Source organism: Oceanobacillus saliphilus (assembly GCF_023522835.1).
Taxonomy (GTDB): Bacteria; Bacillota; Bacilli; order Bacillales; family Amphibacillaceae; genus Oceanobacillus; species Oceanobacillus saliphilus.
The window spans coordinates 95,620-116,605 of record NZ_JALCZU010000003.1 but is presented as its reverse complement, the minus strand read 5'-3'; the positions used below and the strand labels follow the sequence as shown (position 1 = coordinate 116,605).

General features: G+C 40.6%; 17 protein-coding genes and 2 riboswitches. Of the genes, 13 read left to right on the top strand and 4 right to left on the bottom strand.

Annotation, left to right across the window (positions count from 1 at the left end; genetic code table 11):
- Positions 1–40: 40 nt before the first annotated feature.
- Positions 41–148, bottom strand: a riboswitch (SAM riboswitch).
- A 127-nt stretch (positions 149–275) separates the two neighbouring features.
- Positions 276–383: riboswitch (SAM riboswitch) on the top strand.
- A 74-nt stretch (positions 384–457) separates the two neighbouring features.
- Complete coding sequence (locus tag MN204_RS06815) at positions 458–1,510, top strand: LLM class flavin-dependent oxidoreductase (RefSeq protein WP_249870354.1); 1,053 nt, start codon at positions 458–460, stop codon at positions 1,508–1,510.
- Positions 1,511–1,525: 15 nt separating this feature from the next.
- Positions 1,526–2,479 (top strand): ATP-grasp domain-containing protein, encoded by a 954-nt coding sequence (locus tag MN204_RS06810; RefSeq protein ID WP_249870353.1) that lies wholly within the window; start codon positions 1,526–1,528, stop codon positions 2,477–2,479.
- Positions 2,480–2,552: 73 nt separating this feature from the next.
- Here MN204_RS06810 and MN204_RS06805 read toward each other — a convergent pair whose 3' ends face one another.
- Together MN204_RS06805 and MN204_RS06800 are read right to left on the bottom strand one after the other, a co-directional pair.
- Complete coding sequence (locus tag MN204_RS06805) at positions 2,553–3,419, bottom strand: YitT family protein (protein ID WP_249870352.1); 867 nt, start codon at positions 3,417–3,419, stop codon at positions 2,553–2,555.
- A 140-nt stretch (positions 3,420–3,559) separates the two neighbouring features.
- Complete coding sequence (locus MN204_RS06800) at positions 3,560–4,021, bottom strand: SRPBCC family protein (RefSeq protein ID WP_249870351.1); 462 nt, start codon at positions 4,019–4,021, stop codon at positions 3,560–3,562.
- A 174-nt stretch (positions 4,022–4,195) separates the two neighbouring features.
- Between MN204_RS06800 and MN204_RS06795 the strand changes: the two genes are divergently transcribed.
- A complete protein-coding gene (locus tag MN204_RS06795) occupies positions 4,196–4,399 on the top strand; it encodes an alpha/beta-type small acid-soluble spore protein (protein ID WP_249870350.1) in 204 nt (67 codons plus the stop codon).
- Between the two features lie 744 nt (positions 4,400–5,143).
- Here the strand turns inward: MN204_RS06795 and MN204_RS06790 are convergent.
- Entirely contained in the window at positions 5,144–6,241 is a 1,098-nt protein-coding gene (locus MN204_RS06790) for a branched-chain amino acid aminotransferase (protein WP_249870349.1), read from the bottom strand.
- 152 nt (positions 6,242–6,393) lie between these two features.
- On the opposite strand from MN204_RS06790, the gene MN204_RS06785 reads away from it, so the two are divergent.
- Positions 6,394–7,179: an HAD family hydrolase gene (locus MN204_RS06785; RefSeq protein ID WP_249870348.1), complete on the top strand. Its 786-nt coding sequence runs from the start codon at positions 6,394–6,396 to the stop codon at positions 7,177–7,179.
- A gap of 47 nt (positions 7,180–7,226) precedes the next feature.
- On the opposite strand, the gene serA is transcribed toward MN204_RS06785, so the two are convergent.
- A complete protein-coding gene (serA, locus tag MN204_RS06780; protein WP_249870347.1) occupies positions 7,227–8,813 on the bottom strand; it encodes a phosphoglycerate dehydrogenase in 1,587 nt (528 codons plus the stop codon).
- A gap of 241 nt (positions 8,814–9,054) precedes the next feature.
- Here serA and ilvD point away from each other — a divergent pair, with 241 nt between their 5' ends.
- From ilvD to ilvA, 9 genes are all read left to right on the top strand, one after another.
- On the top strand, positions 9,055–10,737 hold the full coding sequence (gene ilvD, locus MN204_RS06775; RefSeq protein ID WP_249870346.1) for a dihydroxy-acid dehydratase: 1,683 nt from the start codon (positions 9,055–9,057) through the stop codon (positions 10,735–10,737).
- A 726-nt stretch (positions 10,738–11,463) separates the two neighbouring features.
- Positions 11,464–13,185, top strand: coding sequence for a biosynthetic-type acetolactate synthase large subunit (gene ilvB, locus MN204_RS06770; RefSeq protein ID WP_249870345.1), 1,722 nt, complete (start codon positions 11,464–11,466; stop codon positions 13,183–13,185).
- Positions 13,182–13,700: an acetolactate synthase small subunit gene (ilvN, locus tag MN204_RS06765; RefSeq protein ID WP_249870344.1), complete on the top strand. Its 519-nt coding sequence runs from the start codon at positions 13,182–13,184 to the stop codon at positions 13,698–13,700. Before ilvB ends, ilvN begins: the two co-directional genes overlap by 4 nt.
- Positions 13,701–13,796: 96 nt before the next feature.
- Positions 13,797–14,831: a ketol-acid reductoisomerase gene (gene ilvC, locus MN204_RS06760; protein ID WP_249870343.1), complete on the top strand. Its 1,035-nt coding sequence runs from the start codon at positions 13,797–13,799 to the stop codon at positions 14,829–14,831.
- Positions 14,818–16,368, top strand: coding sequence for a 2-isopropylmalate synthase (locus tag MN204_RS06755; RefSeq protein WP_249870342.1), 1,551 nt, complete (start codon positions 14,818–14,820; stop codon positions 16,366–16,368). The genes ilvC and MN204_RS06755 overlap by 14 nt, the downstream gene beginning before the upstream one ends.
- Positions 16,369–16,410: 42 nt before the next feature.
- Entirely contained in the window at positions 16,411–17,517 is a 1,107-nt protein-coding gene (gene leuB / locus MN204_RS06750; RefSeq protein WP_249870341.1) for a 3-isopropylmalate dehydrogenase, read from the top strand.
- A gap of 16 nt (positions 17,518–17,533) precedes the next feature.
- The gene (leuC, locus tag MN204_RS06745) at positions 17,534–18,940 is read left to right on the top strand and encodes a 3-isopropylmalate dehydratase large subunit (RefSeq protein WP_249870340.1); all 1,407 of its coding nucleotides are present in this window, start codon (positions 17,534–17,536) and stop codon (positions 18,938–18,940) included.
- Between the two features lie 13 nt (positions 18,941–18,953).
- Positions 18,954–19,538 (top strand): 3-isopropylmalate dehydratase small subunit, encoded by a 585-nt coding sequence (gene leuD / locus MN204_RS06740; RefSeq protein ID WP_249870339.1) that lies wholly within the window; start codon positions 18,954–18,956, stop codon positions 19,536–19,538.
- A gap of 20 nt (positions 19,539–19,558) precedes the next feature.
- Positions 19,559–20,575 (top strand): threonine ammonia-lyase, encoded by a 1,017-nt coding sequence (gene ilvA / locus MN204_RS06735; RefSeq protein ID WP_249870338.1) that lies wholly within the window; start codon positions 19,559–19,561, stop codon positions 20,573–20,575.
- Positions 20,576–20,986: the final 411 nt, after the last annotated feature.

The following is a 20,986-nucleotide window of genomic DNA, read 5'->3' as shown; positions in this document are numbered from 1 at the left end:
CAAATAGCAAGAGAAAAGAGGGCTTCATTTAAAGTATCAGCTCTTATCTCTCAAGAAAGAATCTCGCTGGATTTAGCACCTTTCTGAACGATGTCAGAGGTTGCTGAAGCTTCACAGGGCCAGTTCCCTCAGCTTCTCTTGATAAGAATGTTTGATTGTTGGATATATTCTAATATATTAATTCATATAAGTCAACTGTGTTTTATTAGAATTATTTAATTGACTTTTTCTAACGTTTATACTATTATACGTTAATACTAAATAATTAATTTTATATCTTATCCAGAGAGGTGGAGGGACATGGCCCTGTGAAACCTCGGCAACAGGTTCTTTTAGAAGAATACTGTGCTAAATCCATCAAGCATAAGCTTGAAAGATAAGAAAGAAGAATGGTTCGTATCAACTCTTTTCTTATCTGGAAGGAGTTTTTTCATGTAGAGAAGGGGATGTGAGCTTTATGAAGTACGGATTTTGGCTGCCGATTTTTGGCGGATGGTTACGAAATGTAGCCGATGAAAATATGCCACCTACATATGAGTATGCAAAGAAAGTCATACAATCAGCAGAAAAATGGGGTTTCGATACGACATTAATTGCTGAATTATATTTGAATGACATTAAAGGAACAGATGCTGATTCGATAGAAGCATGGTCAACCGCGGCGGCGCTTGCTGCAGTTACAGAGAAAATTGAAATTATGACAGCTGTACGACCAATTTATCATAATCCTGCTGTAACAGCGAAAATGGCAGCGAATATCGATCATATAAGCAATGGCAGATTTACGTTAAATGTTGTTTCCGGATGGTGGGAAGAAGAGGCTAGACAATACGGAGGAGATTTCACAGAACATGATGAACGCTATGATCGTACAAATGAATTTCTGGAAGTGATGAAAGGGTTATGGACAGAAGATACATTTTCCTATAACGGCAAGTTCTACAAAATAGAGAATACACAGCTCTCACCGAAACCGGTCCAACGTCCGAATCCTATTTTATATGCGGGTGGAGAAAGTGAAAAAGGGAAACAGGTCATTTCGTCTCTGTGTGATGCTTATGTGATGCATGGTGGAACAGTCGAAGAAGTCGAAGCCAAGATTGCGGATATGAAGCATCGGAGAAGGGAAGTTGGAGGAGAGCCGCTTAAATCCTTCAGCTTGGCAGCTTATGTTATTTGCCGTGATACCGAAGAGGAAGCACTAGAAGAATTAAAGCGGATTACAACAGTGAAGGATTCAGCAGGATACGCGGGACTCGAGGATTTCACATCGAAATCACAACTGGAACAGCAAATTCAGTTACAGGACTACTCGGTTTCAAATCGGGGATTACGTCCAAACCTTGTTGGTACACCAGAGCAGATTGCTAAACGAATTTTGGAATTTGAAGAAGCAGGTGTTGATCAACTGCTTTTGCAATGTTCGCCACAGCTGGAGGAATTGGAACGTTTCTCAAAGCATGTCATGCCAAAAGTGGAAGAATTACGGAAAACTGCAACAAACATTTAACGAGGAGTGGTATTTATGAGTAAGATTTACGTCATACACGAAAACGAAGAATGGTCCAAGCATTTATTTAATCGTCTGGAGGAGCTGAACCTGCCTTATGAAGATTGGTATGTTGAAAATGGAATAGTCGATTTAGCTTCTGTTCCACCGGAGGGGATTTTCTACAACCGGATGAGTGCTTCGTCGCATACAAGAGGGCATCGTTTTTCACCAGAGTTAACAAATGCAATTCTTGCATGGCTGGAGCATCATGGCAGAACCGTGATTAACGGTTCACGAGCCTTGCAGCTTGAAGTAAGTAAGGTGCTTCAGTATTTGGAGTTGGAGAAATATGGGGTTCAGACGCCGAAAACGGTTGCGGCAGTCGGCAAAGATGAAATTTTGAAAGCTGCACAAAGATTCGAGGGAAGGAAGTTTATAACGAAGCATAATCGAGCTGGTAAGGGACTAGGGGTACAGCTGTTTAACTCTGCAACTGCACTAAAGAACTATGTAGAGGGAGACAGTTTTGAGGAACCTGTTGATGGGGTAACATTGCTCCAAGATTATATTGAATCACCGAATTCGTTCATCACACGTTGTGAATTCGTTGGAGGGAAATTTGTTTATGCGGTTCGGGTCGATACTTCTGAAGGTTTTGAATTATGCCCGGCAGATGCTTGCGCGATTGATGATCAGTTCTGTCCTGTCGGGGAAGAAAGCTCAAAACCGGCAAAATTCGAAGTCAGAGAAGGCTTTGATCATCCGGTTCTACAAAAGTACGAACGTGTTCTTGCCGAAAATGATATTCAAATTGCAGGTATTGAATTCATTGAGGATAAAGACGGCACTATATTTACGTATGATATTAATACAAACACCAACTACAATAGTGAAGCAGAAGCAAAAAGTGGGAAATACGGTATGCTCGAGATTGCCAAATTTTTAGGAAAAGAGCTTGAAAAATTAAGTGAGATTGTTCAAGTATAAGTGAGAAAGTGAAAATGAATGAAACCCCCTTCCTAATCAGGAAGGGGGTTTAACATTTTCTACATACGTGCAACTATAATTTTTGTCCATAATATTTGTCCAATGAAAATCCGCGTCCGAGAATTTCCGATGCATTGATAAATATGACGAACGATGCCGGTGCTTCTTTTTGCAGAATTTTTTTCAGCTGAACTGCCTCTGGCTGAGATGTTACACAAAGGATCATTGTTTTATCGAGATTCGAATAGCCTCCTACAGAACGTACCTTCGTCAATCCACGATCAATCCCATTATGGATCAGCGACTGAATTTTTTCCTCTTCTTCGGTAATGATTAATATGAGTTTTGTAGCCGAAGTCCGCAATTGAACAAAATCAATCGCTTTACCGGAAATGTAAATGGCCATTAATGCGAACAAAGTCAGTTCCAGATTAAAGACAATAATGGATGCAGTCACAACAAGTCCATCCACGATAAATTGGGAATAGCCGCTGGAGATCCCTGTGAATTTCTTTACAATTTGTGCGATTGCTGCCGTTCCGCCGGTAGAGCCATTACCTTTATAAACGATTCCAAGTCCTGCGCCAAGTAAGATTCCCCCATACAAAGCACCAAGGAAGGGGTTTGTAACTGTTAGCGGGATATCTGCGGAGAGAAAGATAATGAATGGAACCCAAAATGTACCGATCAATGTTTTGAAACTGAATTCTTTACCTAAAGCGATCCATCCAATGAAAAAGATTGGTATATTAAAAAGGAATTGGATGAGTGCCGGGCTTAATGCGTACACTTCAAACAGGATCGTACTGACCCCTGAAATGCCGCCTGCAGCCAGTCTTGCTGGTAGGAAAAATATATTATAGGATAAACCGACAAGTGTGGCACCTACAAGGATATAGATATATTCTGATGCAGTTTTATTGCGGATAATTTTATTCATGGTGTATTTCCTTTCAGTGTAAAGGTGCATCTTATACTTTATCACTGAGCAGGTTAGGAGTAAATAGCTGCTTGGTTATTGTGTATGTAGATAAAAATAAAAGCATGGATTTTAATAAAAAAATCCATGCATATAGAAGTCTATACGGTTACTCTTAGTTCTTCCTTTTCCATGATTTTTGCTGTTACTTTTTCTGTAAGATCCTTTCCAATCTTGGGTACGACTGTTTTTAAAAGTGGGTTCATCATTGGACCCATCATCCCTTTAACAGTTAAATTCAAACAGCCAGTAATTTTTGTTTTCTGATCGCTTAGCTCTGTTGCCAGGAAGTAACCATTTCCAACACATGTTTTATTTAAACTGCTTAGGTTGAAACGCACGTTTGAAGGTTCCATCCATTCGGTAATGTTTACTTTTAAATTTACCGTTCTATTCATAATTCCTATGTCACCATGTAATTTCCAAATGGATTCTGTACTGCTAAGAATTTCATGATCTGCATATCCTGGGATAAGGACAGCCCAATTATTCATGTCACTGATAAAATTCCAAATTTTATTTATAGAAATGTCCAGTTCCATATGATGGATGCTTTGCGCCATTATAAGTTTCTCCTCCTTATGTATCTTCTCTTGATAATTTTCATGCAAGGTTACTATATGTTAGAAAATAATTCTTTAGAACTTGTCTTTCCGATTTGAATAAAAAAACAAAACCTACAGATGATAAGTTGGAACAGAAATGATTCTGTTCCAATACACCGAGGAGTGATCTGAATGGCTGATAACAATCGAAATCAGTTGTTGGTGCCAGGTGCGGAAAATGCAGTGGACAAGATGAAAGAAGAGATTGCAAATGAATTTAATGTAGAACTTGGAGCTGACACAACTGCACGTGAAAACGGATCGGTGGGTGGCGAAATGGTCAAAAGAATGATTAAAATCGCCGAAGAAAGTATGGCAAACGGAAACAATCACTAGAGCAAGATGATATGGATACCTTCAAAGTGACTTTTACCGCTTTGGAGGTATCTTTTTAGGTTCTTTTCGTAATGTTTGTTGCTTTAAATACGACTTAACTTCTTTTTTGTTAAAAAAGCTAATAATTGAAAATAGCTTCTCAGACAACCGCTTCACTGCGCTTTTCGCGGGCGGCTGGTGAGCCAACTTGCGCTAAGGCGCTGCGCTGTCTCACCGATGCCTCTGCTCCCGCAGAAGTCTCCGTGAATTCCCCAGAGCTGGTTAGAAGGTTACTCAACTAATATCCATACAATAGCTGAAATATCGTCACATAGCTTCACCAGTACGGATAAGCAGCAGGCGGTGACTCCTCGCATATAAACCAATTTTCTTACGGAGATGTAAAAGCGAGTAAATTATTTTTCAGCGATGATGCTAAAGCAGTTCTCCTAAGGCGTGTGCATCCGCCACAGTCATCGAGGAACCCTGAAAAGGCCTTTGTAGCTTGTTATAAAAATGCTGTATGCAATCAAAGATAAATTCAAAAGTTTGGGCTTGTTCTTGCACAGATTTTTCATTTTCTTTTTGAAATAATTTCCAAACCAGCCGCTCGCGGGATGCCAAGTGTATACGGGCTGCTGTTGCCCAACAAACACTCTTCCATAACCAGCACTTCAGATCTAACAACGATAGCGGTTACGTCGCATTTTACAGATTCTGTACTAATAAAACAAAGAAACCCGACATAATCGCCGGGTTTCTGAATTATTTAACTTTTACTGCTTTCTTTGCTTCCACTTCTTCCACCCAACCAAATGGATCTTCTACTTTTCCGTATTGGATGCCTGTAATCGTATCATAAATCTTTTGGGAAATTTCGCCAGTTTTGCCATTATTGATGACCATATCTTTGCCTTCCCATGTCAATTGACCAATTGGAGAGATAACTGCTGCCGTCCCTGAACCGAAAGCTTCTTCTAACGTTCCGTCCTCATAAGCCTGGTTTAATTCTTCCATGGAAATTCTACGTTCTGAAACCGGTACATTCCAATGTTTCAAAAGCTCGATAACCGAACTTCTTGTTACTCCGGCAAGAATACTTCCATTCAACATTGGAGTCACAACTTCTCCGTTGATTTTGAAGAATACGTTCATGCTTCCAACTTCTTCGATATATTTCTTTTCAACACCGTCCAGCCAAAGAACCTGTGAAAACCCTTCTGCCGCAACCAATTCCTGTGCTTTTAGGCTTGCTGCGTAGTTACCGCCCGTTTTTGCTTCACCTGTTCCACCTTTTACCGTACGTACGTAATGATTTTCAACAGCAATTTTAACTGGGTTGATTCCCTCTTTGTAATATGCGCCAACAGGTGATAGAATTACAATTAATTTATAATGGCGCGCAGGCGCAACACCAATATATGGTTCGGTTGAAATAATGAACGGGCGGATATACAGTGATGTTCCATCTGCATCGGGTACCCATTCTTTCTCAACGGAAATTAATTGTTTGATTGCCTTTAATACGAATTCTTCATCAACAGGTGGTATAACAAGGCGATCATTAGACAGATTCAGGCGCTCCAAATTTTTTCTTGGTCTGAATAACTGAATATCTCCGTCTGCCGTACGGAAAGCCTTTAGTCCTTCGAAAACAGATTGACCATAATGGAAAACCATTGCAGATGGATCAATTGTAAGAGGTTGATATGGTACAATGCTCGCATTATGCCACCCTAAAGGATCAGAATAATCCATTACAAACATATGGTCCGTGAATGACCTGCCAAAAATGAGTTGATCTGATTTAGGTTTTTCTTTTTTAGTTTCGCTTAGTTGTACGCGAATAGTTTGTTCTGCCATATCAATTATCTCCTTGTGTATGTTAATAAATTTTCTATTAATCATAAGGTATATTTCATATTTACGCAAGACTTAATTTTTAATTAATTTTGTTAAATTAATATTACAGTAGTATGCTAGTAAGGGAAAATAAGTGTGGGGGAGTTGGAAAAATGATAAAAGCAGTCTTTTTTGATTTAGACGACACATTGCTTTGGGATGAAAAAAGTGTAAAAAACGCTTTTGAGAACACATGTAAAATCGCTGCAGGAAAATATGGGTTGGACCCGGATGAACTGGAAAAAAGCGTTAGGGAAAATGCCAGGAAGATATATGCTTCGTATGATACATATGAATTTACAAAAATGATAGGTATTAATCCTTTTGAGGGGTTATGGGCTAATTTCCTGGATGAAGGTGAAGCGTTTGGAAAATTAAAGGAAATCGCTCCGGAATATCGGATAAAAGCCTGGACAGCAGGCTTAAAAGATATCGGTATCGATGATCCGAAGTTTGGAGCGGAACTGGCAGAAACGTTTCCACGTGAACGGAAAAAAACAGCACTATTATTTGAAGACGCATTAGAGGTGCTGGATGAACTAAAAGGCAAGTATCGGTTGTTGATGCTGACAAATGGGTCACCTGATCTGCAAAATACCAAGCTTGATTTAACCCCGGAGCTCGTCCCTTATTTTGAACAAATCGTAATTTCGGGTGATTTTGGAAAAGGTAAACCTGACCCAACAATTTTTGAACATGCACTGGAACTGCTCTCATTAAAAAATCATGAAGTTATCATGGTTGGGGATAATCTCCATACAGACATACTAGGAGCGGAACGTGCAGGAATTGCATCTGTTTGGATTAATCGCCAGCAAAAAGAGAGTGGAAAACCGATACCGACATATGAGATTTCAAGCTTGCAGGAGCTACTCCCGATTATTGAAAGTCATCCATGAAATAAAGCACACCGTCCATGTTGGGCGGTGTGCTTCTAACGTTCGTTCTACAGGTCAATCGCTGTAACTTCTTTAATTTCATCCAGATTTTTTAATTCCTCCATCGCTTCTTTTTCCAGATGCTTATCAATTGTTAGTATCATGATGGCATTGCCTCCAACATCGGAGCGGTCCACCTGCATTGTCGCAATGTTAATATTATGCTTTGCGATTGTACTACCCATCCGTCCGATTACACCGGGCTGGTCGATATGCTGAATGACTACCATATGTCCTTGGGGCGTAACGTCCACACGATATTCATCCACTTTAACAAGTCTTGGTCCAAAACCGTTCAATAATGTACCGGAAACCTTTCTGGTCCCAGATTTGCTTTTAACGACTACGGTAATCAAATTCGTAAACCCTTTTGTGGAAGATGTTTTGCTTTCTTTAACCTTGATCCCTTTTTTATCCGCCAAATACAATGCATTCACATCATTGACATGACTTCCAAGATAGCGCTTGAGAATTCCCTTCACCGTATTTCTTGTTAATGGGGCCACTTCAATATCTGACAGGTCTCCAGAATAGGTGATGCTCACTTCTTCAGCGACTTCGTTTGTCAGGTCAATGAGGAATGTACCAAGCTTTTCTGCAAGATGGAAGTATGGTTCAATTTTATGCATAATTTCACTTGGAACAGATGGAAGATTAACTGGATTTTTGACGACATCGCCATTCAAAAAGCTAATTACATCATGACTCACATCGACAGCTACGATTTCCTGTGCCTCGATGGTGCTGGCACCCAAATGTGGCGTCGCGACGACTTGCTCCAATTCAAGCAATTTATGATCAATAAACGGTTCTTCCTCAAAAACATCGAGTGCAGCTCCTGCAACTTTTCCCGAAACAATAGCATCGTATAATGCATCTTCATCAATGATTCCACCACGCGCACAGTTAATGATCTGGACACCATCTTTCATGATTTCGAAAGATTGGGCATTGATCATATGTCTCGTTTCTTTCATAAGTGGTGTATGTACCGTTATGAAATCGGCTTTCTTTAAGACCTCTTCAAGTGTTCCATAGCCAATTCCCATTTGTTCTGCTTTCTCTTCTGTCAAAAATGGATCATAAGCAATTACATTCATTCGCTGGCCTTTAGCTCGTGCAGCCACCTCCGCTCCGATTCTTCCAAGACCTACAATACCCAATGTCTTATTTTTTATCTCGACACCAACATATTTTTTTCTGTCCCACTTGCGGTTTTTCAATGCATGGAAAGCCTGTGGTATATTCCTTGATAAAGCCATAATCATTGCCATCGTGTGCTCTGCGGCTGAATTGGTATTGCCATTCGGAGCATTTACAACAATAATGCCATTTTCAGTAGCAGCTTCCAGGTCTATATTGTCAACACCGACTCCAGCCCGACCAATTATTTTTAAATTGGTAGCTTTCGTGATCAAATCCCTGGTTACCTGTGTTTGACTGCGAACAATCCATGCATCAAAATCAGCAATTCGCTCTTCCAGTTCAATTGGACTTAAATTCGTTTCGATCACAATATTGATATTTTCCGTGTCGCGTAATGGCTGAATCCCTTCTTCGCTCAAGGGGTCACTGATTAGTACATGATAAGCCATGATTTATGCCTCCTTCGAATACTAACTCTCCTATGCAGTTAACGATAAGTAGTAATCTCCATTTGATATTCAATATAGCAATATCATAAATGTTGTCAATATATTTTGTAAAATTAAAATTGCAGTTGAAATATAGATTTTGCAGGAACATGATGTGTATCAATTAATAGTTTTGTTAGAAATTGATTGAAGTATTAAAAAATTAGCCTTATAATAGTGCGAAAGAAAGGTGGTTTTCTGTATGAGTAAAGATTTACGTATAAAAAGTAATGCATTTGACGGAACGATGAGAGCTCCAAACCGTGCGATGCTTCGGGCTGTTGGTGTATCGGATGAAGATTTCACGAAGCCGATGATTGGTGTTGCAAGCACTTGGGCAGAGGTAACTCCATGTAATATACATATTAATGACCTGGCTGTTAGTGCCAAAGGCGGCGTCAGGGAAGCTGGAGGAGTACCGCTCATTTTCAACACCATTACGGTATCGGACGGAATTTCCATGGGAACTCAAGGGATGAGATATTCCCTTCCCAGTCGTGATTTAATTGCCGATTCCATTGAAACTGTAGTTGGTGCGGAAAATCTGGATGGTCTTGTTGCAATTGGCGGATGTGATAAAAATATTCCTGGCTGTATGATCGCGATTGCCAATTCAAAAGTGCCGGCTGTATTCATATACGGAGGAACAATTGCTCCTGGTTCACATCGCGGAAAAGATATTGACATCGTATCTGTATTTGAAGGGGTAGGCCAACATAATGCAGGTGCTGTTGATGATGACGAATTAAGAGCAATCGAATGCAGTGCTTGTCCAGGAGCAGGCGCATGCGGTGGAATGTACACGGCTAATACAATGGCATCTGCTGTCGAAGCAATGGGTATGAGTCTTCCGGGAAGTTCTTCCAATCCAGCAGAATCAGCAGAAAAAGCTGAAGATGTAAAAGCTGCAGGTGAAGCAGTCTATAAAATGCTGGAAAATGATATTTATCCGAAAGACATTATGACAAAAGAAGCGTTTGAGAATGCAATTACTGTGGTTATGGCACTTGGTGGATCGACAAATGCAATCCTTCACCTGCTTGCCATTGCACATGCAATGGAGGTTGATTTGTCCATTGATGACTTCAATCGCATCCAGGAAAAAGTACCGCACTTGGCTGATTTAAAACCGAGTGGCCGTTTTGTTATGCAGGACTTGCATCGTGTAGGTGGTGTACAGGCAGTAATGAAACTTTTACTTGAAAATGGTTACCTTCATGGAGATTGTCTGACAGTAACAGGAAAGACTGTCGCTGAGAATCTTGCAGAAGCACCAGGCCTGAAAGAAGAACAGCAGGTTATCATGCCTTTTGGTAATCCAAAACGTAAGGATGGTCCGTTAATCGTGCTGAAGGGGAACCTTTCTCCAACAGGTGCAGTTGCGAAGCTTTCTGGCGTAAAAGTAAAACGACATACTGGTCCGGCACGTGTATTCAATACCGAAGCGGATGCGACTGCTGCTGTTATGGCGAATGAAATTAACGAAGGTGATGTAATTGTTATTCGTTATGTAGGTCCAAAAGGTGGACCGGGAATGCCAGAGATGCTTTCTATTTCAGGGATTCTTGTAGGAAAAGGGATGGATGAGTCTGTTGCATTGCTGACTGATGGCAGATTCTCCGGTGGGACCCATGGTTTAGTTGTGGGTCACATTTCTCCGGAAGCGCAGGATGGCGGCCCTATTGCGCTCTTGCAAGAAGGAGATCAAGTTACAATTGACTCAGAGAAAAGAGAAATTACGATGGATGTGTCCGACGAAGAGCTGGAAAACAGACGAAAAGAATGGGTTGCACCGCCATTGTATACAAAAGGTGTGCTTGGAAAATATGCACATAATGTTTCCTGTTCATCAAAAGGTGCAGTTACAGATTATTTAAACAAATAAAGATATTGCGAGCTCCAGTTTAAAAGCTGGAGCTTTTTTTAGTAACTAAGGTATCCGCCCAAAAGGCTTGGCGTATACCAAGTTTTTTAACAAAAAATTAATAAAATCTTTATCCGGAACATACCAAGGATGTAAACGCATTCAATAAGTTTAATTTTATGGAATTATTAATAAATTTCTAAAAACCTATTGACTCTTTTTCAAAAAAGTTATATGATTATCCGCAATATCAGAAATGATTCAAGACACTTACTTTTCTGATTAGATGGCTAACAATAACTCTTAAAATGTTGAAAATGAAATATAACTAACTCGATGACGGGAAAAAAGGAACATGTAACGTGTACTCACAGAGAGCTGGGGTTGCTGGAAGCCCAGAAGTACATATTGTTCCGACATCTTCCCTGAGTGCCCTTTTGAACGGAGGAAACTCCCATTAGATTTGGCCGGGTGCATTTTTGTACCTGTTATCAATAAAGGCTGCTTGTCAGCCTGCCAAGGTAGTATTCGCGAGGATGCTACGAACATGGGTGGTACCGTGAAAAGAGGACTCTTTTCTCCCCAATAATTCTGATGTAATGCAGATTATGGGGAGAGAAGGGTCCTTTTTTATATGCTGGGAAGAATACAATACTTTCTTAACCTCATAAGTGCAACTTAAGACATTCACACAAAAGGTTTGCGAACACCGAATTTTAAAAACTAAGATTTGAGGAGGTAGCAGTAGTGAAAGTTGATGCTAGTCATGAAGTGGAAGTAAAGGGGAAATTGGTAACAGGTGCTGACTTATTAATTAAAACGTTGATTGATGCTAATGTTGACACAGTATTTGGATATCCTGGTGGAGCTGTTTTACCAATTTATGATGCATTATATCGCAATGATACGCCATTTGAGCATGTGCTTTCCCGTCATGAACAGGGATCGATTCATGCTGCTGAAGGATATGCACGTGTTACTGGGAAACCTGGAGTCGTTATAGCAACATCAGGTCCAGGAGCAACTAATCTGATAACCGGTATTACAGATGCGATGATGGATTCATTACCACTCGTGATTTTCACGGGTCAGGTTGCAAAAAATGTAATTGGAACAGATGCTTTTCAGGAAGCAGATGTCATGGGGATAACAACACCAATTACAAAGTACAATTATCAGGTGAATGAGATTGCTGACTTGCCAAGAATTGTAAAAGAGGCATTCCATATTGCGACTACAGGGCGTCCAGGACCAGTTGTTGTCGATATTCCAAAAAATATTTCAGCAAATATAACACTGGATGATTATGAAGATGATTTTTATTTGCCAGGCTATCAGCCAACCATTAACCCTAATCCATTACAAATTATCAAACTCGCAGAAGCTTTAAGTCGCGCGGAGCGTCCACTGCTACTAGCGGGTGCTGGAACACTCTTCGCTGATGCTGCACAGGAACTAAAGGAATTTGCAGAAGCGTACCAGTTACCTGTAACGAATACGTTGCTCGGACTTGGAAGTTTTCCTGGTTCAAATGAACTTTCGTTGGGGATGGCAGGGATGCATGGAACGTATGCAGCGAATATGGCAATTTATGAATGTGATCTGCTGATTAATATAGGTGCAAGATTTGATGACCGGTTAACCGGAAACTTAAACCATTTTGCTCCTAACGCTAAAATAGCACATATCGATATTGATCCAGCTGAAATCGGGAAAAATATCGAGACACACATTCCGGTCGTTGCAGATGCAAAGAAAGCTCTTTTGGGCTTACTGAAAGCAAAGATAGAGATGCAGGATCATAAGGAATGGATGGATAAACTGCAGCATAATAAAAAGGATTATCCTTTGTGGTATGAACGGTCAGATACACTATTATCCCCTCAGTGGCTCATTGAGCAAGTGTACAACGTTTCGAAGGGTGAAGCGGTAGTAACAACGGATGTCGGACAGCATCAAATGTGGGCTGCGCAATTTTACACGTTTGATAAACCGAATAATTGGGTGACATCAGGAGGATTGGGAACAATGGGATTTGGTTTCCCAGCAGCTATCGGAGCCCAGCTCGGACGACCGGATGATTTAGTAATATCTATCGTAGGTGATGGCGGATTTCAAATGACGCTGCAGGAACTATCCATTGTGAAACAACGAAATCTTCCTGTTAAAATCATTATCGTCAACAATGAAGCTCTAGGAATGGTGAGACAATGGCAGGAAAGTTTTTATGAAGAGAGATATTCAGAATCACTATTATCAGAAAACCCTGATTTCGTGAAATTGGCTGAAAGTTATGGTGTTCGAGGAGTCAGAGTCGATAAGGAAGCAGAAGTTATCCAGACTTTGGAAGACATTTTTGCATATGACGGACCGGTCGTAGCTGATTTCAGGGTGGTACGGAACACATGCGTCTACCCAATGATTGCACCAGGGAAAGGAATTCAAGAGATGGTCGGGGTGAAGAAATGAGACGAATTATAATTGCAACTGTTCAGGATCGCGGAGGGGTTCTAAACCGAATTACCGGAATGCTCCATAAACGTCAGTTCAATATTGAAAGTATTTCGGTTGGTGCTTCAGAAGTAGAAGGTGTTTCCAAAATGACCTTTGTAGTCGAAATTAGTGATCGTCAAAAGCTAGAACAACTTACGAAGCAATTAAACAAGCAGATTGATGTGCTGAAGGTGTCCGATATAACGGATAAGGCGATGGTGGCAAGAGAACTGGCATTAATAAAAGTGGTGGCAACCGGCCATACGCGGAGTGAAATCCAGGGTATCATCGCACCGTTTCGTTCATCCGTCATTGACGTAAGCAAGGACAGCATGACGATTCAGGTCACCGGTCGTCCCGATAAAGTGGACGCACTGATTAGCTTGCTCAGACCTTATGGGATTAAGGAATTGACTAAAACCGGGGTGACTGCATTCCTGAGAGGACAGCAGCCGGATCAGGTAACAGAAATTAATTCAATGACCATCTAAAAATTCGTAAGCGAAAGCGTGTTATGGACCAGACGCCGCATTATGAGTTCTTAAACAAAAATCATACTAACTAATAATTGGAGAGGGAGATTTAAAATGGCTAAAGTACTTTATGAAAAAGATATTCAAAAAGAGGTATTGGAAGGTAAAAAAATTGCAGTAGTAGGATATGGATCACAAGGTCATGCACATGCACTGAACCTTCGTGAGAGCGGATATGATGTCGTTGTTGGGTTAAGAGCAGGGAAATCCCAGCAAAAAGCAGAAGAGGATGGTTTTGAAGTATACTCCGTAGCAGAGGCAGCAAAACAGGCTGATATTGTGATGATTCTTTTACCGGATGAAATGCAGCCAAAAGTTTACGAAGAAAGTATAAAGGATAATTTAGAAGCTGGAAACGCACTTGTTTTTGCACATGGATTTAACATTCATTTCAACCAAGTTGTACCACCATCAGACGTTGATGTATTCCTTGTTGCTCCAAAAGGACCGGGGCATCTTGTGAGAAGAACGTTTGAAGAGGGTGCAGGGGTACCGGCATTATATGGAGTTTATCAGGATGTTACAGGTAAAGCGAAAGAAATTGCCTTGGCATATGCACAAGGAATTGGTGCAGCAAGAGCAGGCGTCTTGGAAACATCATTCCAGGAAGAGACTGAAACCGATTTGTTCGGAGAGCAGGCAGTACTTTGCGGAGGTGTAACAAGCCTTATCAAAGCAGGTTTTGAAACATTGACAGAAGCGGGATATCAGCCTGAGGTTGCTTATTTCGAATGTATGCATGAAATGAAGCTAATTGTTGACCTTCTTTATGAAGGTGGCCTTGAAAATATGCGTTATTCCATCTCGGATACTGCACAATGGGGCGACTTCGTTTCAGGTCCGCGTGTAGTTGATGAAGATACAAAAGCAAGAATGAAAGATGTATTGACTGATATTCAGGATGGGAAGTTTGCCAAAGGATGGATCCTTGAAAATCAGGCTGGTCGTCCACAATTCAATGCAATTAATAATAGAGAAAATAAACATCAGATTGAAACTGTTGGAAGGGAGCTCCGTGAGTTAATGCCTTTTGTTAAACAGCCAGTAAAATCCAAGCAGAAGGATGTGAAACAACATGTCAAAAATTAAGATTTTTGATACGACACTTCGGGACGGGGAACAATCACCAGGGGTTAACCTGAATAAATTGGAAAAACTTGAAATCGCCAAACAGCTTGAGCGGTTTGGGGTTGACAGGATGGAAGCGGGATTCCCGGCTTCCTCCCAAGGTGATTTTGAAGCAGTTAAAGCAATCGCTGATACCATTAAAAACACTTCTATCATCGGGCTGGCAAGAACAATTAAATCGGATATCGATATAGCCTGGGATGCATTAAAAGGTGCAGAAAAGCCTGCCATTCATATATTTGTGGCAACATCTCCAATTCATATGACGTACAAATTGAAAAAAACACCTGAAGAAGTTATAGAGACAGCGGTAAGCATGGTCTCTTATGCGAAACAGAAATTTACCGATATCGAATGGTCTGCAGAAGATGCAACAAGATCGGATTGGGACTTCCTAGCCCAAATCATTGAAAAAGTAATTGATGCAGGGGCAACTGTCATTAATCTGCCTGATACAGTTGGCTATACAACACCGGCTGAGTACGGAAGATTATTCCGATATATCAAAGAAAATGTACCAAATATCGATCGTGTAGCACTTTCATGTCACTGTCATGATGATCTTGGAATGGCGGTAGCGAATTCGATTGCAGCAGTGGAAAATGGTGCAACACAAGTGGAAGGGACGATTAATGGGATTGGGGAGCGTGCAGGAAATGCTGCTCTCGAAGAAGTTGCGGTCGCATTGAAAATAAGATCTGACTATTATCCGTATGAGACTGGGCTTAAATTAAATGAAATCAAACGAACGAGTGACCTTGTTGCGAAATTGACAGGAATGTATGTGCAGGCCAATAAAGCAATTATTGGTAGAAATGCTTTCGCACATGAATCAGGTATCCATCAGGATGGAGTACTGAAAAATGCCGAAACCTATGAAATTATTACACCTGAATTGGTAGGGGTAACTTCCAACACGTTATTCCTAGGAAAACATTCTGGTCGTCATGCTTTCAAAGATAAGGTGAAGGAATTCGGTGTCGATCTGACAGAGAGTGAAGTGAAGGCAGCCTTTGATCAGTTCAAGAAATTAACCGACCATAAGAAAGAAGTCACGGATGATGATCTGTATACGATTGTCATGGAAATTAAAACCGATTCTTCTACTGTAAATAAATATCACTTGGAAAATTTCCAAGTACAATACGGAACCGAAAATGTTCCTACGGCTACAGTAGTTTTAACAACCCCGGAAGGAAAGACAGTAACAAATTCCTGTCCAGGTCAAGGTAGTGTCGAAGCATTGTATAAAACGATTGATAGTTTGATAGAAGAAAAAATTAATCTAGTAGATTATCAGCTGAATTCAGTTGGTGGTGGCCAAGATGCGCTTGCCGAGTCACATGTACAGTTAATTGTAAATGAAGAAACAGTAAATGGCAGAGGTTCAGCACAGGATGTTTTACAGGCATCTGCAAATGCATTTATAAATGCAGTCAATCGATATATGATTAAGACGAAAACAATAAACAAAAAAGAATTGGTGATTGAGTCCTGATTAATCACCAAGTGTAAGATTAGATTAGGAGGGACCCCAGCTATGGATAAGCAAATCATTCTTCTTCCTGGTGACGGAATCGGAAGAGAAATAATGGAATCTGCAAGACTTGTATTAACAGCAATAGCAGCGGAGTACAATCATCATTTTACGTTTCATGAACATGCAATTGGTGGGGATGCCATTGATAGGTATGGCGTCCCATTACCTGAGGATACAGTTAATGCCTGTCAAAACGCAGATGCTGTTTTGCTTGGTGCAGTTGGCGGACCGAAATGGGATTCCATTCCTGTACACTTACGACCGGAAAAAGGGCTGCTAGGTATCCGGAAATCACTTGGACTATTCGCGAATTTACGACCTGTAAAAGGATTTGCTCCTCTGCTCCATGCTTCTCCGTTAAAGGAAGAAGTCATAAAGGATAGCGACATTATGATTATCCGTGAGTTGACTGGTGGCCTTTACTTTGGCCGGCCGAGTGAACGCCGGGAAAACGGAAATGCGGTAGTTGATACGCTCTATTACCACAGAGAAGAAATGGAGCGAATTATTGATAAAGGTTTTCAAAGTGCACGGATTAGAAAAAAACATTTGACTTCTGTTGATAAAGCGAATGTTTTGGAATCAAGCAGAATGTGGCGTGAAATAGTCAATGAAAAGGCAAAAGAATATCCAGATGTGAAAGTGGAACATCTGTTGGTTGATGCTGCTGCAATGAAACTAATTACGCAACCGAGTAAATTTGATGTCATTGTAACTGAAAATCTGTTTGGTGACATTTTAAGTGATGAAGCATCCGTATTAACAGGATCATTGGGCATGCTTCCATCTGCAAGTGTAAGGTCAGATGGCGTGGGATTATATGAGCCGGTGCATGGCTCTGCGCCAGACATTGCCGGCAAGGGTGTAGCAAATCCACTGGGGATGATTTTATCTGCTGCAATGATGCTTCGTTATTCTTTCGGTATGGAAGAGGAAGCATCTGAAATTGAAGGAGCAGTTAATGAAACGTTGGAACAAGGGTATCATACTCCCGATTTGAAATTAAAAAACGGTACACAAGTAAGCACAGAGAAAATAACGAAAATTGTACTTGAGAATCTGACTGCAAAGAGTATTTCGGATTCAATATGCAATTCATATGTCTAGAGTGAGGTGTTAGAGAATGGGGAAGCCAGAAACAATTATCGAAAAAGTTTGGAACAAACATGTCGTACATCAGGAAGAAGGAAAACCTGATTTACTGTATATTGATCAGCATTTGATCCATGAAGTGACTTCACCGCAAGCTTTTGAGGGTTTGCGTTTGACGAATCGCAAAGTCCGTCGACCGGATTTGACTTATGCGACAATGGACCATAATGTTCCAACTAAAAACAGACATGTTGTAAAAGATGAAATTTCCAAAAAACAAATGGAAACATTAAGACAAAACTGTGAAGATTTTGGAATTAAACTTGCGGATATGTTTCACCCGGATCAAGGTATTGTTCACGTAATCGGCCCACAACTTGGCTTGACACAGCCCGGGAAGACAATTGTTTGTGGAGACAGTCATACATCAACACATGGTGCATTTGGTGCATTGGCATTTGGAATCGGTACGAGTGAAGTAGAACATGTTCTAGCAACACAAACGATTTGGCAGGAAAAGCCGAAAACATTGAATGTAAAAGTAGAAGGAAATCTTGGGCCAGGCGTAACAGCAAAGGATTTAATATTAGCGATCATCGGTAAGTTTGGAGTGCGTTTCGGTACAGGATATGTCATGGAATATACCGGTGAAGCAATCCGCAAGCTCTCGATGGAAGGTCGGATGACTATCTGTAATATGTCCATTGAAGCCGGGGCAAGGGCAGGTCTAATCAGTCCTGATCAGACAACTGTCGATTATTTGGAAGGCAGAGAGTATGTTCCAAAAGGGCAGGAATTTGAAAAAGCCGCTGCTGAGTGGCTGAACTTAGCCACAGATGAAGGTGCAACATATGATCAGACAGTTATCATCAATGCTGACGAAATTGAGCCCCAGGTAACGTGGGGAACAAATCCTGGTATGTGTGTTCCTGTTGGAGGAACTACACCGATTTTGGCTGAGGTTGATCACAAAGAAGATGTAAAACGTGCACTTGAATATATGGGGCTGGAAGAAAATCAGCCAATTACTTCTATAGAAATAGATCACGTATTTATCGGTTCGTGCACCAACTCACGATTAAGTGATTTGCAAAAGGCAGCATCAATCATACAAGGAAGAAAAGTGAAGGATAACGTAAAAGCAATTGTTGTTCCAGGATCTTTCAGTGTGAAACTTCAGGCAGAAGAACTTGGTTTGGATAAAGTATTTACAGAGGCAGGTTTTGAATGGCGTGATTCGGGTTGTAGTATGTGTCTTGGAATGAATGATGACATTGTTCCTCCTGGCGGTCGCTGTGCTTCTACCTCTAACCGTAATTTTGAGGGAAGACAAGGTAATGGAGCACGTACACATCTTGTAAGTCCTGAAATGGCTGCAGCAGCTGCAATTGAAGGACATTTCGTAGATGTGAGAAAAATGGCTGGAGTACTAAACTAGGAGGTGGCATGACATGGAAGCAATACAGAAGCATAAAGGACTGGTCTTTCCATTGGATCGTTCAAATATAGATACCGACCAAATCATACCGAAGCAATTTTTAAAACGCATTGAACGGACTGGATTTGGACAATATTTATTTTTTAACTGGCGCTTTGATGATGATGGAAATCAACGGGAAGATTTCGCATTAAACCAACCGCAATATAAAGAAGCTTCTATCTTAATAGCGGGAGAAAATTTTGGTTGTGGCTCTTCGAGAGAACATGCACCTTGGGCATTGACCGATTTCGGTTTTAAAGTCATAATTGCACCAAGCTTTGCAGATATTTTTTATAACAATGCATTGAAGAATGGGATTATACCGATTAAAATGGAAGAAGAACGATTAAGTAAATGGATGGAAGATGCCCAGAGGTCATCCTTGGAATTATCCATAGATTTGAAGAATCAGCAGATAACCGATGAAGAAGGAAATGTCATAAGCTTTGAGATTCCGGAATATCATAAGGAAAAGCTACTGAATGGCTGGGATGATATAGCATTGACATTGCTGCAAGAGGATAAAATTTTAGCATATGAGAATAGCAGAATTTAAGTTTTAACAATTAAAGGAGAGTGACTTGTCTTGGGGATCGCTTAACGGGTGATAAGGTATACCATGCAATGAAGCGGCTGGCACCGATTGTTCATCGTACACCATTATTAACATCACATACGACAAATAATATTGTAGGAAAGCATGTATATTGCAAAATGGAAAACCAGCAAAAAACAGGTGCATTCAAGTTTCGGGGAGCAAGCTTTAAACTCATGCAGTTATCTGAGGCAGAGCTATCCAAGGGAGTGATTACCGCTTCAGCGGGTAATCATGCGCAAGGAGTTGCACATGCAGCTGCCAAGTTAGGTGTGAAAGCAACTATATTTATGGCAGAAGGCACCCCACTTGCAAAAGTAAATGCAACCCGAAATTACGGTGCAGAAGTGGTACTGATAGGGGAAAGCTTTCAGGAAGCATATAACGCTTCCACTGAACATCAACGGGTTTCTGGTGCTACTTTTATTCATCCCTTTGATGACTATGATATTATGGCTGGTCAGGGAACAATTGCAATGGAAATGCTCAGGCAGGAAGACCGGATCGATACAATTCTAGTACCGATTGGCGGTGGTGGCTTAATCAGTGGAATCGCTGTTGCAGCCAAGCATGTGAACAGGAATATGAAAATAATCGGTGTTCAGGCTGAAGGTGCTTCTGCTATCTATGAAAGCTATCATACGAATACCTTGAAGAATCTTTCAAAGGTTTCTACGATAGCAGAAGGAATAGCGGTGAAAGAACCAGGGAAACTTACCTTGCCAATTATTCAGGAATATGTCGATGATATTGTGACGGTAAAGGATGAAGAAATTGCGTCGGCCATCGTCTACATGCTCGAGCGTAATAAGACATTGATGGAGGGAGCTGGAGCAGCAGCATTGGCAGCCTTATTTTCCCACAATGACAAGATAAAATCACGGCATTGCGGAGTAATCGTAAGTGGTGGCAACCTGGATATCGGTACAATGTCAAATATCCAGGACCTTGCCGAACGGATTAATCCTATAAGAGAAAAAGCCTATATGGCCCTATGAAAATAGTGAAAATCTCCCGTTTTTTAGGGAGATTTTTTATATGCAATTTTTCATGGATGCCGAAAAACAGAGAAGATAAGTGGAATAATATAGCACAGTATGTAAGGATAGTTAATAAAATCCAATGGAGCCATATGGTTGAATGATGATTAGAAAACCTCGATGTCACCAAGCGTTTTGGTGATATTCTTCGTTGCGAGAATGCAGATAGGTAAGTTTATACTTTCCTAACTGCCAAAAAACGCTAAAATCTCCGAAGATTTTCATAAATAAAGAAAAATAAACCAAGGGATAAGCAAAATTTTCCAAGTTACTAAAACCCTTTAAATACAATGTTTTTCGATCGTATATTAATCATTTAACGACAATTATTTGAATCTATTACTGTAAAATTTTGTGAAAACGTATTGC

What these genes read in the sequence shown, in the direction of transcription:
- MN204_RS06815 (WP_249870354.1), top strand. Translation starts at nt 458, where the DNA reads ATGAAGTACGGATTTTGGCTGCCGATTTTTGGCGGATGGTTACGAAAT.
- MN204_RS06810 (WP_249870353.1), top strand. Translation starts at nt 1,526, where the DNA reads ATGAGTAAGATTTACGTCATACACGAAAACGAAGAATGGTCCAAGCAT.
- MN204_RS06805 (WP_249870352.1), bottom strand. Translation starts at nt 3,419, where the DNA reads ATGAATAAAATTATCCGCAATAAAACTGCATCAGAATATATCTATATC.
- MN204_RS06800 (WP_249870351.1), bottom strand. Translation starts at nt 4,021, where the DNA reads ATGGCGCAAAGCATCCATCATATGGAACTGGACATTTCTATAAATAAA.
- MN204_RS06795 (WP_249870350.1), top strand. Translation starts at nt 4,196, where the DNA reads ATGGCTGATAACAATCGAAATCAGTTGTTGGTGCCAGGTGCGGAAAAT.
- MN204_RS06790 (WP_249870349.1), bottom strand. Translation starts at nt 6,241, where the DNA reads ATGGCAGAACAAACTATTCGCGTACAACTAAGCGAAACTAAAAAAGAA.
- MN204_RS06785 (WP_249870348.1), top strand. Translation starts at nt 6,394, where the DNA reads ATGATAAAAGCAGTCTTTTTTGATTTAGACGACACATTGCTTTGGGAT.
- serA (WP_249870347.1), bottom strand. Translation starts at nt 8,813, where the DNA reads ATGGCTTATCATGTACTAATCAGTGACCCCTTGAGCGAAGAAGGGATT.
- ilvD (WP_249870346.1), top strand. Translation starts at nt 9,055, where the DNA reads ATGAGTAAAGATTTACGTATAAAAAGTAATGCATTTGACGGAACGATG.
- ilvN (WP_249870344.1), top strand. Translation starts at nt 13,182, where the DNA reads ATGAGACGAATTATAATTGCAACTGTTCAGGATCGCGGAGGGGTTCTA.
- ilvC (WP_249870343.1), top strand. Translation starts at nt 13,797, where the DNA reads ATGGCTAAAGTACTTTATGAAAAAGATATTCAAAAAGAGGTATTGGAA.
- MN204_RS06755 (WP_249870342.1), top strand. Translation starts at nt 14,818, where the DNA reads ATGTCAAAAATTAAGATTTTTGATACGACACTTCGGGACGGGGAACAA.
- leuB (WP_249870341.1), top strand. Translation starts at nt 16,411, where the DNA reads ATGGATAAGCAAATCATTCTTCTTCCTGGTGACGGAATCGGAAGAGAA.
- leuC (WP_249870340.1), top strand. Translation starts at nt 17,534, where the DNA reads ATGGGGAAGCCAGAAACAATTATCGAAAAAGTTTGGAACAAACATGTC.
- leuD (WP_249870339.1), top strand. Translation starts at nt 18,954, where the DNA reads ATGGAAGCAATACAGAAGCATAAAGGACTGGTCTTTCCATTGGATCGT.